A 16455-nucleotide genomic window follows, 5' to 3' on the forward strand; every position below is an offset into this window, starting at 1 on the left:
AATATTACCGCATTTCCCCGCTTTATTTTAACGAACCTTAGGCTGAGAAGAACGCGGGCGCTATGAAGAAACAGCATAATTATACGGTGATGCACTGGGGAACCTGGCAGGTGGAGAGCCGCGAGGGCGAGATCGTGGCGGTTAAGCCGGTGCCCTGGGATAAAAACCCTTCACGCATCGGTCAGTCGCTCCCCGACGCGGTGACCAGCCAAACGCGCATTCGTCGCCCGGCGGTACGCGCCGGCTATCTGCAGCACGGGCCGGCGTCACGAGAAGGGCGAGGCAAGGAGCCCTTTGTCGAAGTCAGCTGGGAGGTGGCCCTGGACCTGGTGGCTCGCGAGCTGCGCTCGGTCAAGGCGCGCTGCGGCAATGAGGCGATTTACGGCGGCTCCTACGGCTGGGCCAGCGCCGGGCGCTTTCACCATGCGCAGAGCCAGCTGCACCGTTTTCTTAAGGGCTTTGGCGGGTATACCGCCAGCACCAATACCTATAGCAGCGCCGCGGGCGAGCGTATTCTGCCGCATATCCTTGGGCCGCTGAGCCCGCTGCATCGTCAGCATACCCATTTTTCCGAGCTGGCGCGGGAGTGTCAGCTGTTTGTCGCGATTGGCGGTCTGCCGCTGCGCAATGCCCAGGTCAACGGCGGCGGCGCCAATGACCATATGTTGCCGTACTGGCTGGATAAGATGCAGGCCAACGGCACGCGGTTTATTAATATCAGTCCGGTGCGCAATGACCTCAGCGCGGTGCCCGACGCCGAGTGGCTGGCCATTCGGCCGGGCACCGATACCGCACTGCTGCTGGCGCTGAGCTATGTGCTGATCGCTGAGTCCCTCTACGACCAGGCGTTTATCGCCAGCCATACCGTCGGGTTTGCCCCTTACCGCGCGTATCTGTTGGGCGAGCATGACGGCATAGCGAAAACACCGGCGTGGGCGGCGGCAATTACCGGCCTTGACGCCCAGCGCATCGCCGAGCTGGCGCGGGAGATGGCCCGCCACCGTACGATGGTGAATATCTCCTGGTCCATCCAGCGCGCCCGTCAGGGGGAGCAGGCCTACTGGGCGACGGTGGCCCTGACCGCGCTGCTGGGACAGATCGGCACGCCGGGCGGCGGCCTCGGGTTTGGCTATGCCTGTACCAACCTGGCGGGGGCGGTGCGAAAAGCGTTTTCCGGCCCGCGCTTGCCCGCCGGCGAAAATGCGGTGGACAGCGTTATCCCGGTGGCGCGGCTGTCCGATATGCTGCTGCACCCGGGAGAAGCCTATGAGTTCGACGGTCAGCTGCTGCATTATCCCGACATCCGTCTGGTCTACTGGGCGGGAGGCAATGCGTTTCACCATCACCAGGATATTAACCGACTGTGCGAGGCCTGGCGCCGTCCGGAGACGGTGGTGGTGCATGAGCAGTACTGGACCGCGCAGGCCAAATTCTCTGACATCGTCCTGCCGGCTACCACCTCGCTGGAGCGAGAGGATATCGGCAGCGGCGGTCATGACGGATTTATGATTGCCATGAGCGCGCAGATCCCGCCGGTGGGCGAGGCGCGTGATGATTACGCTATTTTCCTCGATCTTGCCGGGCGGCTGGGCTTCGGCGAACTGTTCAGCGAGGGGCGGGACGCCGGGCAGTGGCTGCGCCATCTCTATGAGGAGTCAAGGCCGCGGGCGCAGGAGGAGGGCATTGCGCTGCCCTCGTTCGAGGATTTCTGGCAGCAAGGGGTGCTGGAATACAGTGCGCCGGAGCGGCCGCAGGTCTTTCTCGCCGATTTTCGCGCCGATCCGCAGCGCTATCCGCTTTCCACGCCCTCCGGCAAGATTGAACTCTTTTCCTCTACCGTCGCCGGGTTTGGCTATCGCGAATGCCCTGGCCATCCCTGGTGGGATGAGGAAGAGGCTGCCCGGCAACGACTGGAGGCGGCGCGCTGGCCGCTTCATCTGCTCTCCAGTCAGCCACGCGCCCGCCTGCACAGCCAGTATGATCACGGCAGCGTCAGTCGGGCGACGAAAATTCAGGGACGCGAGCCGCTGTGGATGCATCCGCGGGACGCGCAGGCAAGAGACATCCACGAAGGCAGCGTGGTGAAGGTGTATAACGACCGCGGGGCGATTCTGGCGGGCGTGCATTTGAGTGAACAGATTTTGCCGGGGGTGGTACAGATGTCCACCGGCGCCTGGTATGACCCTCTGGATCCGAATGAAAAAGGAACCCTCGATAAGCACGGTAATCCCAACGTGTTAACCGAGGATCGCGGCAGTTCGCGCCTGGGGCAGGGCTGTAGCGCCCAGAGTTGTTGGGTGGAAATCGCCCCGTGGCGAGAGGAACTGCCGCCGATCACCGCCTTTGACCCGCCGAAGTTTATTGCGGTTTAAGCGTGGGAGGATCGCCGGCGGCGGGGCGGGTAGCCCGGAGAAGGCGCAGTATGCGCCGCCTCCGGGAAAGCGCGGTCCAGGCAGTTTAAGGCTCCTGACCAGGCGGTAATGGATGACAGGACGACGTTACGCCAGCCGTGGGTAGGCGCTGGCGATATCGTCGCCGGTAAACTGGGCGATCCAGCCTTCCGGGTTATCAAAAATGCGAATGGCGGTGAAGTTCGGTTCTGATCCCATATCAAACCAGTGCGGAGTGTGGGCAGGAACCGAAATCAGATCGTTCTTTTCGCACAGCACCTGGAACACCTCGTCGCCAATGTGCAGGCAGAACAGACCGGCGCCCTCGACAAAAAACCTGACCTCGTCTTCGCCATGGGTGTGCTCATTCAGGAATTTTTCCCGCAGCGCCTCTTTCTGCGGGTTATCGGCGCGCAGGCTGATGACGTCCCAGCTCTGATAGCCCTTTTCGGCGACCAGTTTGTCAATCGCATGCTGATAGGCGGCAATCACCGTTTCTGCGCTGGGGTCTGCGCCGAGGTCGCGGTCGGCCTGCCAGCGTTCGAAACGGACGCCTTTGGCGTTAAGCTGCTCCTGAATCGCTTTGGCGTCGGTGCTGTGCCAGACCGGCGTTTGCGGATCGGTCACAGAAAATAGGGTTAATGCGCTCATGCTGGGATCTGCTCCGGATGAATGTCGTCAAAACGCTGAACCTGAGGGTGGTGGCTTGCCGGGTCGCGATCGCCGCGTACCAACTGGACAGTGCGCAACCCCGCGGCTTCGGCGGCGTCGAGTTCCTGATGGATATCCGACAGGAACAGGATGGCCCCGGGGGCGTGGCCCAGGTGTTCAGCAATGTTGCGGTAGGACTGCGCTTCGCGTTTAGCGCCTACCAGGGTATCGAAATAGCCCGTAAACAGATGAGTAATATCACCTTCATCGCTGTAGCCAAATAACAATTTCTGCGCTGCCACGGAGCCAGAAGAATATACATACAAATCAATGCCCTGTGCTTTCCATTTCTCCAGCGCCGGCAGCACGTCCGGGTAGAGATGGCCGGTAAAGTCGCCGTTGAGGTAGCCATCGCGCCAGATGATCCCCTGGAGTGCCTTCAGCGCAGTGGATTTACGGTCTTCGTCCATAAAGGCGAAGAGGGTAGCAATCAGGTCGGCGGTGCTGGCGGCGGGGGAGTCTGTCTCTCGGCGCAAGTTGTCGAGAATCGTTCTCACCGGCTCAGCGTGCTGTTGAGCGGTCACAAAGCCGGCCAGTCGTTCGCGGGCGTAGGGGAACAGCACGTTATGCACGAAGCGGATATCGCTGGTAGTGCCTTCGATGTCGGTCACGATGGCGCGGATCATGGTTTCTCCAGAGTGGGCGTAGCGTGGAATAACATTAGCATTTAGACGTCTAAGCGTCTTGATTGCCAAATATTAACATCGTGTTATAGTGGCTTCAACAACAGCATTACAATCGGTACAAAAAGAATGAGCAATAACCCATTGATTCCAGAGAGTAAACTCCCGTCACTTGGCACCACCATTTTTACCCAGATGAGCGCTCTCGCCCAGCAGCATCAGGCCATTAACCTGTCTCAGGGCTTTCCCGATTTTGACGGCCCGCGCTATCTTCAGGAGCGTCTGGCGTACCACGTGGCGCAGGGGGCGAATCAGTATGCCCCGATGACCGGCGTGCCGGCGCTGCGCGAGGCGATCGCTGACAAGACGGCGGAGCTGTATGGATATCGACCCGACGTCAACAGCGATATCACGGTCACCGCCGGGGCGACGGAGGCCCTGTACGCGGCGATCACCGCCCTGGTGCGCCGTGGCGACGAGGTGGTCTGTTTCGATCCCAGCTACGACAGCTATGCTCCCGCGGTGGCGCTGGCCGGCGGCGAATTACGCCGTATTGCCCTTCAGCCGCCGCATTTTCGCGTCGACTGGCAGCAGTTTGCCGCGACGCTGAGCGACAAAACCCGGCTGGTGATCCTCAACACCCCGCACAACCCCTCGGCCACGGTCTGGCAACGCGAGGATTTTGCCGCCCTGTGGCAGGCGATAGCCGAACGTGAGATCTATGTTCTCAGCGACGAGGTCTATGAGCATATCAACTTTGCCGAAAACGGCCACGCCAGCGTGCTGGCGCATCCGCAGCTGCGCGAGCGGGCGGTGGCAGTCTCTTCGTTTGGCAAAACGTTTCATATGACCGGCTGGAAGGTTGGCTACTGCGTGGCCCCGGCGGCCATCAGCGCGGAGTTGCGTAAGGTTCATCAGTATCTGACCTTCTCGGTGAATACCCCGGCGCAGCTGGCGATCGCCGATATGCTGCGCGAGGCGCCAGAGCACTATCTCGAGCTGCCGGCGTTTTATCGTGAACGCCGCGATCTGTTTATTGAGGCGCTGCGCCCCAGCCGGCTGAAACTCCTGCCCTGTGAGGGCACCTACTTCCTGCTGGCGGACTACAGCGCCCTCTCCGATCTTGACGACGTGAGCTTCTGCCGCTGGCTGACGACAGAGGTTGGGGTGGCGGCGATCCCGCTCTCCGTCTTCTGCGCCGACCCGTTCCCGCACAAGCTGATCCGTTTGTGCTTCGCTAAACAACCGGAGACCCTGCTGGCCGCGGCGGCGCGTTTGTGCCAGCTATAGTTATTTAATGGTCCATGCCTGAGAGAACTGGCGGCCGGCGAACATTTCCGTCAGGCCGCTGATTTGCTTCAGACGCAGTACCTCATCGGCATCCATCCCCAACTCTTTGCCGATCTTTTGCGGTGTCCAGCCGAGCCGGGTCAGCTCGCGCACAATCTCCGACATGGCGTGGATTTGGTGACGTCCCCGCGCCCGGTTGTGGCGTATGGTTGCCGCCATCAGCCCATCGCGGGAGGCGGTTTCATTCGGCAGACAGGTCACCGGCAGATAGCCTCGCAGGGTTTTCTTCAATGACGCTTTGCTGCAGGCCAGTTCATGACGGTGAAAACCATCGACAATGGTATACGCCTGCGGACCCTGGCGGATGACCACCACCGGCTGGGTAAAGCCATCGGCTTCCAGCGAGGTCTGCAGCAGACGTTTTTCCGGCGGCGCCACGTTGTTCGGATTGTAGTCATTGGGGGCGACCTGCTCCTGTTTGACCCACAGCACGCAGTCAACCGGCTGGGAGCGGAAGGGGCTGCGCTGGTGGAGCACATGGCGAAACGCGTTGATAGCCTCGATGCGCGCTTCATCATCCAGCGTTTGCAGGAAAGCGTCCAGCGCCTGCGTTAGTTGTTGTTGCATAATATCCCCCATTGTTGGCGATGTTTTTCCATACGTTTTCGGTAGCGCTGATAGTGGCTGCTTTTGGTCGGACTGAACGAGAGCTGACGGCACCAGTAGTCGTTATTGAGCAGCACTTTGCAGACTCGTCGCCAGGAGGGGATATCCTTTGTGCCAATGTCCCCGGGCTGGGTGTCGGGAATATCTTCCATCCCTTTTTTCTGATACCAGCGCAGGTAGACGGCGATTTTATTGCGATAGTGCTCGGCGGTGGTTTCCGGCATGCTGTCGAGCAGGAAAAGAGCATAGCTTTTCCATGTCAAATGGTCGGGTTTGTCGATTTTTCGGTGACCGTAGAACTGATTGTCATGCCCGGCATAGACGCCGCCGCTGTGCGCGCCGCTGACCCGCTGACACATCGCGGCCCAGCGTTCCGGCTCCAGCACATGGTACAGCCACAGCCCCTGGCGCTGCTCCGGACCGAAGGGTTCGCAGATGCGCATGTAGCGCAGCGGCACCCCGGCCTGATACATCAGATCGTACAGCGGGTTATAGGGCTGGCCGCTTCTGGCAAACCAGGTCCAGATATCGGCGGTTTTCCAGTCATAGAGCGGGTAGATGTACCAGGCGTGTCCCCCCGGCGCCGAGGTGGTCCACGGTTTATCGTCAGCGAAGCGTTGTTTGCGCTGGGAAGAGATGGTCATAAAGCGATTCAGCGACTCATCAGCCCGAATGCCCACCAGCACGGCGGCGGGCCGCCGCTGGGAAAACCACTCGGCAAAATGGCTGACGAAAGCCTCAAAGCTCATTCCGGGTTGGTAGAAGGGGAAATAATCCGGGTGGGCGATCGCCCCTGGCGGCGGCTGGCGGACCCAGCGGGTTCCGGGCTCCCAGCATTGCCATTGCGGCTTATACTGCGTCAGGGCATTTTGGGTCGTGAGCGGCAGGGCGACCCAGTAAAAGGTGTCGATGACATCCTGATACAGGGCGCGCAGTTTTTCACAGTGGGCGATGGTGCAAGAGAACTGTGCTTCCCAGTCAATAAACAGTACGCTGATTTTCTTACCCTGTAACCGAGCTGCCTGCGCGGTTAAATGCAGCATAACGGTGGAGTCTTTTCCGCCAGAGAAAGAGACGCAAACGCGTGAAAAATTATCCAGAACCCATTGGATCCGCTGCTCCGTCGCCTGCAGCACCGACTCCGGTAAGGGATATTTAATAAACGACATGACCATTAATCCTTTAATACGAGATATTCCCATTTGGTCAGTATAAACGATGAGGGCCGGGAGTTTAATGGTCGTTTTTTTATTCGGACAATGTGGGGTAAATAGTGGATATGTTATCCATTGTTATTAATTTGTGGTTGTGATGCTACTCTATCATTCATTAGAATGCTGATTAATTCAGATAAGAAATGATTCTGCGAAGATGAATGATGGTGGTTAATATATATTGTGATATCCGGGAAGAGATTGTCTATATTGATGACGTGAAGCTGCATAGTGGGTGAAATAAAATCAAATAAATAGGAAGGAACGAAGCCAATTAAGTCGGTTTTACTGATCATATTAAGAATGGTCATAAACGAGTCACTGCGAAAGGCGATATTGTTCGGGTTCAGCCACGGCATGCTGCTCTGCTGAACGCGCTGAATCACGGGATCGTTGGTGATGTAGTGGGTAAAAAACTCCTGCGCCAGCGCTTCAACCGATGTGAGTTCCTCACGCCGCGGATGGTCCCTCCGGCACAACGCCAGCGTCTGCACCGTCTTATAGGGCTGACAAATAGTAGCGCGGTTGTTGATGGGCATTCGGGTGAATACCAGATCCGCCTGGCGATACGCCAGCAACTCCTCCGCCGATTCCGTGGTGGTCAGATTATGGTGCTCAATCTGTAAATTAGCCTGATGACAGAGCTGGTTAATCATAAAATGGCTGTTTACTGAACAGAACAGCGGCGGGCCATATATTACAATACGCTTTCGCAGTTCGGTGCGTTTATTGAGATTGATTGTTTTTTCGAGTTGTTCAAGGTTTTGTTGCAGATGATAATGAAGATTGACGGAGGCGGTGGTGGGCGTCATGCCTTTCCCGACCCGAACAAATAGCGGATCATTTAATTGTTGGCGCAGACGCTGCAATGACTGACTCACCGCCGACGGGGTGATAAATAACGTCGCCGCCGCTTTGCTGATGCTTAAATGTTGATATATACACTCAAAAATAACCAATAGGTTTAAATCGAACTTTTTCAGGTCGTAAAGATTTGCCATTAATGCAGTCCTGTGTATTATCAGTGCGAATTGAAATATTCATAATAAGAATGTTGAATGGCTTAATATGCGTGGTGTGAATTTATTTTTGGCCAGTAATATTAAGCTTTGCTTAATATATCTTATTGTCGATAGCGGCGCCAGCGGTGGTTGTTGTCTGGCGCCACTCCACAATAAGATTATTTCTTTTCACCCATCATAATTTGTAGCTTCTCTTTATCCGGCAGGCCGACCACCTGCTGCAGCATATTGTCCTTATTCATATAATAAATGGCTGGCGTGACGTTGGCCCCCAGATCGTCCATCAGCTGCTGATTGACGTTGAGCATTTTCATTTTCTCGGGCGGGATAGCCTTCGGTATCGTCAGGGCTATTTTGCCGTTCGATTGCTCGTAATCATGCCAGGTTTTCGCCGGATCTTTACTGGCGAGAATCGCTGCGGCAGTGACCGGGCTCTCCGGCTTGATCACGCCCACCAGCAGGGTGCGGATCTGCACTTTACCGGCGTCCACCCAGGGACGGGACTGCTGCCAGAACTGTTTGCAGTAAGGGCAGAAGGGGTCGGCAAAGACATACAGCACGATGGGGGCGTCTTTGTTGCCATCCTGCAGCCAGTGGGCGCTGGCCATCTTCTTCCACATCTCTTGTCCCGCCGGCGTGTAGAGCTCTTTTTGAAACAACTGCTCGCTGAGGTTGTTGCCGTTCTCGTCATACATATAGCCGGAAATGGCATGTTTGCCGTCTGGCGTGAGGTAGATGGCGACGCCCATATCCTGGTATTTACCCAGCCAGCCTTTCATTCTCCCCGGCGCGTCAAAGGGTTTGATGATAGTAATGCCTTGTTTTTCAATAGCTTTTACCGGGGCGGGTAGTTCTTCCGCATAGCTGCAAAAAGGCAAAAGGCTGAGCAACAGCAGACGTTTTAACATGAGTATTCCTTGTAAAATCAGCAGGAAAGGAAGAAAGATTGCCAAACCTATTACAGTTATAGGCAGGATCAGCAGAACGACGGATTGCCCTTTCCTGGCGTGGGTGATGTAATCCTGGATGCTGTTACATTAAGGTAATGTAGAGCGCAACACATAGCCAGTCTGACTGGCGCTGAACCTACCTTCGGGTATTTCAGGTAACGGGGCCGCCTGAAAAGGTGGCCTTTTTACTTTTGTCGCGGCAAATGATGCGAAAAACAGCGAACAGCGCTGAACGCGTCGCCAGGTTCACAAAGTTGTCTTGTTCCGGTTGTTAGATAACGCTTATTGATTCGATAATGTAAACGCATTGGTCGGGTCAGGAAAAATTCGTTAACTTAGACCTCAACGAAAACACGGAGGAAGTATAGATGTCCTTAATTAACACCAAAATCAAACCGTTCAAAAACCAGGCATTCAAAAATGGTGAATTCATCGAAGTCACCGAGAAAGACACCGAAGGCCGCTGGAGCGTCTTCTTCTTCTATCCGGCTGACTTCACCTTCGTCTGCCCGACCGAACTGGGCGACGTGGCTGACCATTACGAAGAACTGCAGAAGCTGGGCGTAGACGTTTACTCTGTTTCTACCGATACCCACTTCACCCACAAAGCGTGGCACAGCAGCTCTGAAACCATCGCGAAAATCAAATACGCGATGATTGGCGACCCGACTGGCGCCCTGACCCGTAACTTCGACAACATGCGTGAAGATGAAGGTCTGGCTGACCGCGCCACCTTCGTGGTTGACCCGCAGGGTATCATCCAGGCAATCGAAGTTACCGCTGAAGGTATCGGCCGTGATGCGTCTGACCTGCTGCGTAAAATCAAAGCGGCGCAGTATGTTGCTTCCCACCCAGGCGAAGTGTGCCCGGCGAAATGGAAAGAAGGCGAAGCGACGCTGGCTCCATCTCTGGACCTGGTCGGTAAAATCTAAATTTCCGTCGCCTTTCACGCTATAGCGGCGTTGGCGTTGCCTGCTCACCCCGGTCACTTACAGGTGTAAGCTCCCGGGGATTCTCAGGCTAGCCGCCTTGCTCTGGCGCGAAATGCTTAGGAAATTGCGTAGATTATCAGGGCGCTTTGGCGCCCATTTTATTCCAACACCATGATGCAAGCGCATTCAGGCAGCCTGACAAGGCCGCTTGCATGATGATGTTTTAAGCCCAGGAGATAACAATGCTCGACACCAACATGAAAACCCAGCTCAAGGCCTATCTTGAGAAGCTGACTAAGCCTGTTGAGCTGATTGCCACGCTGGATGACAGCGCTAAATCGGCAGAAATCAGGGAACTGCTGGCTGAAATTGCTGAACTGTCAGACAAAGTCACCTTTAAAGAAGACAACACGCTGGCGGTACGCAAGCCATCGTTCCTGATTACTAACCCAGGTTCCGACCAGGGCCCACGCTTTGCGGGCTCCCCGCTGGGCCACGAGTTTACCTCGCTGGTGCTGGCGCTGCTGTGGACCGGCGGTCATCCGTCGAAAGAGGCCCAGTCTCTGCTGGAGCAGATCCGCGATATCGATGGCGACTTTGAGTTTGAAACCTACTACTCGCTCTCCTGCCATAACTGCCCGGACGTGGTCCAGGCGCTGAACCTGATGGCGGTGCTCAACCCGCGTATCAAACATACGGCGATTGACGGCGGGACGTTCCAGAATGAGATCACCGAGCGCAACGTGATGGGCGTGCCGGCGGTGTTCATGAACGGCCAGGAGTTTGGTCAGGGACGGATGACGCTGACGGAAATCGTCGCCAAAGTGGACACCGGTGCGGAAAAACGCGCAGCGGAAGAGCTGAATCAGCGTGACGCTTACGATGTGCTGATCGTCGGTTCCGGCCCGTCCGGCGCGGCGGCTGCGGTTTACTCTGCGCGTAAAGGGATTCGTACCGGCCTGATGGGCGAACGCTTCGGCGGCCAGGTGCTGGATACCGTGGATATCGAAAACTACATTTCGGTGCCGAAAACCGAAGGCCAGAAGCTGGCCGGGGCCCTGAAAGCGCACGTTAGCGACTATAACGTCGATGTGATCGACTCCCAGAGCGCGACCAAACTGACGCCGGCGGCGACAGAGGGCGGCCTGCACCAGATCGAAACCGCCTCCGGCGCGGTGCTGAAGGCGCGCAGCGTCATCATTGCCACCGGGGCGAAATGGCGCAATATGAACGTGCCAGGCGAAGATCAGTATCGCACCAAGGGCGTAACCTACTGCCCACACTGCGACGGTCCGCTGTTTAAGGGCAAACGCGTGGCGGTAATTGGCGGCGGTAACTCCGGCGTGGAAGCGGCTATCGACCTGGCGGGCGTCGTGGAGCACGTGACCCTGCTGGAATTCGCACCGGAGATGAAGGCCGACCAGGTGCTGCAGGATAAAGTCCGCAGTCTGAAGAATGTCGATATCATTCTCAATGCGCAGACTACGGAAGTGAAAGGCGACGGCAGTAAGGTCACCGGTCTGCAGTACCGTGACCGGGTGAGCGGCGATGAGCATCATGTCGCGCTGGCGGGGATTTTCGTGCAGATCGGCCTGCTGCCTAACACCACCTGGCTGGAAGGCGCGGTTGAGCGTAACCGTATGGGTGAGATCATCATCGATGCGAAGTGCGAAACCAACGTCAAAGGCGTATTCGCCGCCGGTGACTGCACCACTGTGCCGTACAAGCAGATTATTATCGCGGCAGGGGAGGGGGCGAAAGCGTCGCTGAGCGCCTTTGACTACCTGATCCGCACGAAAACCGCATAACAAGTCAGACAATAGACCTGCATAACCAAGAGGCTACCCTGGGGTAGCCTCTTTTTTTATGCTCTTTTTCCTCACCCTTACCTGACGACCATCACCGGGATATGGGCATGACGGATGACGCTCGAGGCGTTGGATCCCAGCAAGTGGGTACTGATGGAGGGATTGCGTGAGCCAATCACCACCACGTCGGCGTTTATTTCACTGGCCAGTTCGTTGACCATGTCGCGCACGCTGCCGAAACGCACATGCAGCTTGATACGTGAGGGGTCAATGCTGAAATGGCTGACCATGGTCTGCAGGCGGGTTTCCGCCTCATGCTGCAGATGCTCCTCAAAACGCCGCAGGTCGGCGGTAAACCGGCTCATGGTGAAGCTCGCTGAACCGGGTAATACGTGGAGCAGATGGATCACCCCGTCCTGCTGGGCCAGAAACTCCGCGTGCCGGACGGCTTTATCGCTCAGCGCCATCTCAAAGACATCAACCGGCATAATGATAGTCTTATACATATGCAATCCTCCTTGTTCGTTTGCGTCTATATCAACATATTATATGCGGATATTGTGTCATTCAGGTCGCAAAACTGTCAGTCAGGCAGGCGCAAAGCGTAAAAAAAGGTTAGCGGGGGGGAAGACAGCAGAAAGAGGATGTGTGGACATCCTCTGAATAAAGCGCGATACGCCTCAGGCAGCGGAGATTAGCGGTGGAATTCGCCAGCGGCTTCCGGCTGGTACAGCAGCGCCAGCACTTCCAGGTGCGTTGACGCCCCGCCCGGCAGCTCCCAGTGAATGGTGCTGCCGACCTTGAGGCCGAGCAGAGCGGCGCCCACCGGCGCGAGGACCGAGAGCTGGCTGGCGCTGTCGGTCACCTGCGACGGAAACACCAGCGTCCGCACGCGCTCTTCGCCGCTGGTTAAATCGCGGAATTTAACCGTACTGTTCATGGTAACGACATCGTGCGGCATCGCTTCCGGCGCCAGCATTTGCGCGCGGTCGAGCTCGTCGTTCAGGGCATCGGCAACCGGCGAGCTGGCGAAAGCTGGCTGCTCCAGCAGCCTGTCGATACGTTCGGCATCCAGTTCGTTAATGATGATTGCGGGTCTGGTCATTGCATACTCCATGTTATCCAGGAACCTGTCCGTAAAAGAAAACCCTCGCCGAAAAAGGCAAGGGTTAAGGTTCTCCCATCATACTGAGAGTTGCCGGCAGTTTGAAGTGATGAAACGCACAATCAGCGCGCAACGCCCCCCGGCGAACGACGTTTTCTGGTCAGCACGCGGCGTCGCGCTAGTGGCCAACCTTATCGAGGATAAACTGCGCGCCGCAGTTACCTGGGTGAGGCTGAGGCAAAAAGGCGGAAGTGGCCAGCGGGTCATTGATGGTCGAGGCGTTGAGCGAGATTTGCATCTCGGTCAAATAGGCCGGATTACCGTTACAGGTTAATTTAAACGCCTTCACGCTCTGCGGACCCCAGGCGCGGGCCACAGCGGCGTCGAAGTCGGCGCGGCTAACGGTTTGGCCATAGTGTTTGGCAATGAAATCGCCCACCGGGCTGCGCTTAATTTCTCCATTCAGGCGCACCATGGCGCCAAAATAGCTGTCGGGATCGAAGCCGAAGCAGACGCCATGTTTGGCGTATTCGTAACGTTCGAGGCAGGAGGTGCCGCCCGCGCCCGGCATCACGCTATTCAGTTTGTTGGCCATCTCCAGCGACAACCCGGTCTCCGCCGCCTGACATTTGCGGTTCGCTTTCACCTCCGGCATGTCGGGCACCGGGCGCGTGGCGCAGCCGTAGCGCATCCAGCGTCGTTCATCCACTCCGCGCGCGGCAATGGACTTTGGCAGCCCGGGCCACAGGCCATGCACGGTCAGAAAATCGGCTTTATTCGCGGTTTCCTGCTGCAGGCGACACTCTTCCGGTTCATTGCGGTTACGGTCATACATGCTCTGACAGAATCCGGTTTGCCAGGAGAGGGCCAGGACATAGCGGTCAAAATCAGCGTATCGCGTCGCGGTGAGCGGTTCAGCGCCGGCCTGAGTGGCGGTAAGCACAAGGGCAAGCGCGGCGAATTCCTTCCTGAACATGTTTATTCCTGATTGTGGATAGCAAAAGATAACGGGGAGTTATTAAAGCATAAAAAAGGCGCCTGCTGGCGCCTTTTCACGTGGTTAGACCATTAGTGGACCGCGCTGCCGGGGACGAGGAGCTCGGTCGCGACGATCACCACCAGCAGGCCAACCATCACCGGCACCGAGGTGCGTTTGACCACTTCGAACGGGGAAATCTTCGCCATCCCGGCGACGGCCACCACCACGCCAGAGACTGGCGATATTGTGCGGCCAAGGTTTGAAGCCTGCAGCATCGGGATCGACAGATAGGCCGGATTGATACCGGAGGAGTGCGCCAGCTTGGGGATCATCTCGACAAAGGCGTAGAACGGGGCATTGCCGGAGCCGGTGGTCATCGCCGCCAGCATGGTCAGGATCACCAGCACCAGCATCAGAATAATACTGGCCGAGCCGAAGGAGGTGGCGATGGAGATCAGACCATTGATGAAGCCGATGGTGCTTAATCCCTGAGCAAAAACGCCGGCGGCGACCAGCAGCATCACCACGCCGGCGAAGGCGTCAGCCATCCCGCGGTAGGCGACTTCCAGTCCGCTGAAGACGTTTTTGGTGTTGAACCCGCGCAGGAATTCGAGGATCGCCGCCAGCAGCATGCAGCCGACGAGGATGGTAATAATGTGCAGTTCCGGTCCCCATTTGCCATCGAAGATCAGCACGCCAATAATCGGCGTAAACGGCAGGATGGCGTACAGCGCCGGAGCGTTGGTGGTGATCTCGTTGACGTCGAGCATTTCGTGGGAAATGTTCTCTTTTTTATCCAGGTAGCGCTGCCAGAAGAAGTGGGCGATCGCCATGCAGATGATAGCGGCGATGGAGATCGGCAGCGTGGTCTTAAAGGCAAAGTCGATCAGCGGCATTTCGGCCGCTTTGGCCGCCAGCACGACGTCGCCCGAGGTGGGCGAAAGGATAATCGCCGCCGGCGAGGCGCAGATGGCCGCCGCCGCCCCGCGGCTGATACCGACGTTTACCATCACCGGGAACAGGGTCGCCATCAGCAGCACGCCGAGGCCGGTCGCGGAGGAGACGGCCAGTGACATCAGGCAGGCGACAAAGTAGGCGGCAATCATCAGCAGATAGGGCGAATTGATATAGCGCAATGGCTTTGAGGCTAATTTCACCACCATATCATTGGCGCCAATATGAGTCATATAGGTGGCGAAGCCGCACAGCATCATGATCATCATACCCAGATCGCCGCCACGGCTCATGAGGAGAATCTTAATGTATTCAATAATGTCAGTGGCGGAGTAACCGGTGCCCGCGGTATTGCCTGGTAAGACTTTATGTCCCAGCAGGGCGCTGACGATCAATAAGATTAAGCCCCCGACGAACAGCACCCCGGTGGCCGAGTAGCCTTTGATGATATAGCGGGCGACGCCCACAATGACCACGATCCCGATCAGGATCTCAATAAACGTCAGCATTTATTACCCCTAAGCCCAAAGAATATGTAGTGAAAAAGCGTCACACCAAATTTTAATGTGCGAATGTGCCGAAAAAACGGACGAAACTCGCTGATGCAAATCAATAAAGCGACAAGAACTACGCGTCCCCGTTACGCCTGGATATAATCACCAGATGGATAGTTAAGTGGTTCTGATGGTCAGCGGGAGAAAATCAGGAGTTTGCCTTATTTCGTTCAACCTGTATTGAGACTATCTTTGCTATTTTAGGTGGCTTTTAAATGAAAGTGGTAATAGAAAAGTGTTGATGTTACGTCGTTTTTCATTGTTTTCTCTTGGTTTTTTAGGATGGTTATTGGTGTCCGGAAACGCCAGCGCGTCGTTTTCATCGACCCTTAGCGAAGGTTACCATACCTTAAGTAATAACGTTGCGCAGACCTGGAACGAGCCAGAGCACTATGATCTGTACGTTCCAGCCATCACCTGGCACGCGCGCTTTGCCTACGATAAGGAAAAGACGGATAAGTATAACGAACGCCCGTGGGGGGCCGGTTTCGGCGTCTCCCGCTGGGATGAGAAAGGGAACTGGCACGGTCTGTACCTGATGGCGTTTAAAGACTCTTTCAATAAGTGGGAGCCCATTGGCGGCTACGGCTGGGAGAAAACCTGGCGCCCGCTGACGGATCAGAACTTCCGCCTCGGTCTCGGCTATACCCTTGGGGTGACGGCGCGCGATAACTGGAACTACATTCCGATTCCGGTGATCTTGCCATTAGCGTCAATAGGTTACGGTCCGGCAACGTTCCAGATGACCTACATTCCCGGCACCTACAATAACGGTAACGTTTACTTCGCCTGGGCTCGCATACAGTTTTAATTCGCTAAGTCTTAGCAATAAATGAGATAAGCGAGGCGTCTTGTGGAAAAACAAGGACTAAAGCGTTACCCACTAAAAAAGATAGCGACTTTTATCACTTTTTAGCAAAGTTGCACTGGACAAAAGGTACCACAATTGGTGTACTGATACCCGACACAGCATTAGTGTCGATTTTTCATATAAAGGTAATTTTGATGTCTAAGATTAAAGGTAACGTTAAGTGGTTTAATGAGTCCAAAGGATTCGGTTTCATTACTCCGGAAGATGGCAGCAAAGATGTATTCGTACACTTCTCTGCAATCCAGTCCAACGGTTTCAAAACTCTGGCTGAAGGTCAGCGCGTAGAGTTCGAAATCACTAACGGTGCCAAAGGCCCTTCTGCTGCAAACGTAATCGCTCTGTAAGCAACGCGTCAGTAGAATATAAAAACCCGCTAAACAGCGGGT

The 16455-nt window shown here is 56.2% G+C and carries 16 protein-coding genes; 6 read left to right on the plus strand and 10 right to left on the minus strand.

Going from position 1 to position 16455, the window contains the following annotated elements:
- Positions 1–62 precede the first annotated feature (62 nt).
- Positions 63–2372, plus strand: a complete 2310-nt coding sequence (locus KHQ24_RS03905) for a molybdopterin-dependent oxidoreductase (RefSeq protein ID WP_048323370.1) — start codon at positions 63–65, stop codon at positions 2370–2372.
- A 126-nt stretch (positions 2373–2498) separates the two neighbouring features.
- On the opposite strand, the gene KHQ24_RS03910 is transcribed toward KHQ24_RS03905, so the two are convergent.
- Both KHQ24_RS03910 and mtnC read right to left on the minus strand, forming a co-directional pair.
- On the minus strand, positions 2499–3041 hold the full coding sequence (locus tag KHQ24_RS03910) for a 1,2-dihydroxy-3-keto-5-methylthiopentene dioxygenase (RefSeq protein ID WP_004885825.1): 543 nt from the start codon (positions 3039–3041) through the stop codon (positions 2499–2501).
- Positions 3038–3727, minus strand: a complete 690-nt coding sequence (gene mtnC / locus KHQ24_RS03915) for an acireductone synthase (protein WP_004885828.1) — start codon at positions 3725–3727, stop codon at positions 3038–3040. The genes KHQ24_RS03910 and mtnC overlap by 4 nt, the downstream gene beginning before the upstream one ends.
- A gap of 141 nt (positions 3728–3868) precedes the next feature.
- Between mtnC and KHQ24_RS03920 the strand changes: the two genes are divergently transcribed.
- Entirely contained in the window at positions 3869–5014 is a 1146-nt protein-coding gene (locus KHQ24_RS03920) for a pyridoxal phosphate-dependent aminotransferase (protein WP_074194562.1), read from the plus strand.
- On the opposite strand, the gene KHQ24_RS03925 is transcribed toward KHQ24_RS03920, so the two are convergent.
- The 4 genes from KHQ24_RS03925 to dsbG all read right to left on the minus strand — a co-directional run bounded on the left by KHQ24_RS03925 (position 5015) and on the right by dsbG (position 8824).
- Positions 5015–5641, minus strand: coding sequence for an IbrB-like domain-containing protein (locus KHQ24_RS03925; protein ID WP_023319959.1), 627 nt, complete (start codon positions 5639–5641; stop codon positions 5015–5017). It lies immediately after the preceding gene.
- Positions 5626–6849 carry a phosphoadenosine phosphosulfate reductase gene (locus KHQ24_RS03930; RefSeq protein WP_017899082.1) on the minus strand — a complete coding sequence of 408 codons (1224 nt, stop codon included), beginning with the start codon at positions 6847–6849 and terminating at the stop codon, positions 5626–5628. The genes KHQ24_RS03925 and KHQ24_RS03930 overlap by 16 nt, the downstream gene beginning before the upstream one ends.
- Positions 6850–6962: 113 nt before the next feature.
- Positions 6963–7895: a DNA-binding transcriptional repressor CitR gene (gene citR / locus KHQ24_RS03935; RefSeq protein WP_053810647.1), complete on the minus strand. Its 933-nt coding sequence runs from the start codon at positions 7893–7895 to the stop codon at positions 6963–6965.
- Positions 7896–8074: 179 nt separating this feature from the next.
- The gene (gene dsbG, locus KHQ24_RS03940) at positions 8075–8824 is read right to left on the minus strand and encodes a thiol:disulfide interchange protein DsbG (protein ID WP_064190109.1); all 750 of its coding nucleotides are present in this window, start codon (positions 8822–8824) and stop codon (positions 8075–8077) included.
- A gap of 410 nt (positions 8825–9234) precedes the next feature.
- Between dsbG and ahpC the strand changes: the two genes are divergently transcribed.
- Positions 9235–9798: an alkyl hydroperoxide reductase subunit C gene (gene ahpC, locus KHQ24_RS03945; RefSeq protein WP_002894394.1), complete on the plus strand. Its 564-nt coding sequence runs from the start codon at positions 9235–9237 to the stop codon at positions 9796–9798.
- A 242-nt stretch (positions 9799–10040) separates the two neighbouring features.
- Positions 10041–11606: an alkyl hydroperoxide reductase subunit F gene (ahpF, locus tag KHQ24_RS03950; protein ID WP_017899084.1), complete on the plus strand. Its 1566-nt coding sequence runs from the start codon at positions 10041–10043 to the stop codon at positions 11604–11606.
- A 77-nt stretch (positions 11607–11683) separates the two neighbouring features.
- On the opposite strand, the gene uspG is transcribed toward ahpF, so the two are convergent.
- The 4 genes from uspG to dcuC form a co-directional block, all read right to left on the minus strand.
- On the minus strand, positions 11684–12112 hold the full coding sequence (gene uspG, locus KHQ24_RS03955) for a universal stress protein UspG (protein ID WP_002894401.1): 429 nt from the start codon (positions 12110–12112) through the stop codon (positions 11684–11686).
- Positions 12113–12300: 188 nt separating this feature from the next.
- Positions 12301–12711, minus strand: coding sequence for a nucleoside diphosphate kinase regulator (gene rnk, locus KHQ24_RS03960; RefSeq protein WP_004885849.1), 411 nt, complete (start codon positions 12709–12711; stop codon positions 12301–12303).
- 178 nt (positions 12712–12889) lie between these two features.
- Positions 12890–13687 (minus strand): ribonuclease I, encoded by a 798-nt coding sequence (gene rna / locus KHQ24_RS03965; protein ID WP_211777129.1) that lies wholly within the window; start codon positions 13685–13687, stop codon positions 12890–12892.
- A gap of 92 nt (positions 13688–13779) precedes the next feature.
- Positions 13780–15153, minus strand: coding sequence for an anaerobic C4-dicarboxylate transporter DcuC (dcuC, locus tag KHQ24_RS03970; RefSeq protein WP_004885851.1), 1374 nt, complete (start codon positions 15151–15153; stop codon positions 13780–13782).
- 337 nt (positions 15154–15490) lie between these two features.
- Here dcuC and pagP point away from each other — a divergent pair, with 337 nt between their 5' ends.
- Positions 15491–16009 carry a lipid IV(A) palmitoyltransferase PagP gene (gene pagP, locus KHQ24_RS03975; protein WP_004885852.1) on the plus strand — a complete coding sequence of 173 codons (519 nt, stop codon included), beginning with the start codon at positions 15491–15493 and terminating at the stop codon, positions 16007–16009.
- Positions 16010–16203: 194 nt separating this feature from the next.
- The gene (gene cspE / locus KHQ24_RS03980; RefSeq protein ID WP_002439184.1) at positions 16204–16413 is read left to right on the plus strand and encodes a transcription antiterminator/RNA stability regulator CspE; all 210 of its coding nucleotides are present in this window, start codon (positions 16204–16206) and stop codon (positions 16411–16413) included.
- The last annotated feature ends 42 nt before the right edge of the window (positions 16414–16455 follow it).

Origin of the sequence: Klebsiella sp. 54 (genome assembly GCF_018223875.1) — a bacterium.
Classification (GTDB): Bacteria; Pseudomonadota; Gammaproteobacteria; order Enterobacterales; family Enterobacteriaceae; genus Klebsiella; species Klebsiella quasipneumoniae.

Bases quoted from the DNA above. Each gene is read 5' to 3' on its own strand.
- cspE (WP_002439184.1), top strand. From the start codon at position 16,204: ATGTCTAAGATTAAAGGTAACGTTAAGTGGTTTAATGAGTCCAAAGGA.
- uspG (WP_002894401.1), bottom strand. From the start codon at position 12,112: ATGTATAAGACTATCATTATGCCGGTTGATGTCTTTGAGATGGCGCTG.
- KHQ24_RS03930 (WP_017899082.1), bottom strand. From the start codon at position 6,849: ATGTCGTTTATTAAATATCCCTTACCGGAGTCGGTGCTGCAGGCGACG.
- KHQ24_RS03905 (WP_048323370.1), top strand. From the start codon at position 63: ATGAAGAAACAGCATAATTATACGGTGATGCACTGGGGAACCTGGCAG.
- rna (WP_211777129.1), bottom strand. From the start codon at position 13,687: ATGTTCAGGAAGGAATTCGCCGCGCTTGCCCTTGTGCTTACCGCCACT.
- KHQ24_RS03910 (WP_004885825.1), bottom strand. From the start codon at position 3,041: ATGAGCGCATTAACCCTATTTTCTGTGACCGATCCGCAAACGCCGGTC.
- citR (WP_053810647.1), bottom strand. From the start codon at position 7,895: ATGGCAAATCTTTACGACCTGAAAAAGTTCGATTTAAACCTATTGGTT.
- rnk (WP_004885849.1), bottom strand. From the start codon at position 12,711: ATGACCAGACCCGCAATCATCATTAACGAACTGGATGCCGAACGTATC.
- mtnC (WP_004885828.1), bottom strand. From the start codon at position 3,727: ATGATCCGCGCCATCGTGACCGACATCGAAGGCACTACCAGCGATATC.
- dcuC (WP_004885851.1), bottom strand. From the start codon at position 15,153: ATGCTGACGTTTATTGAGATCCTGATCGGGATCGTGGTCATTGTGGGC.
- ahpF (WP_017899084.1), top strand. From the start codon at position 10,041: ATGCTCGACACCAACATGAAAACCCAGCTCAAGGCCTATCTTGAGAAG.
- KHQ24_RS03925 (WP_023319959.1), bottom strand. From the start codon at position 5,641: ATGCAACAACAACTAACGCAGGCGCTGGACGCTTTCCTGCAAACGCTG.
- ahpC (WP_002894394.1), top strand. From the start codon at position 9,235: ATGTCCTTAATTAACACCAAAATCAAACCGTTCAAAAACCAGGCATTC.
- dsbG (WP_064190109.1), bottom strand. From the start codon at position 8,824: ATGTTAAAACGTCTGCTGTTGCTCAGCCTTTTGCCTTTTTGCAGCTAT.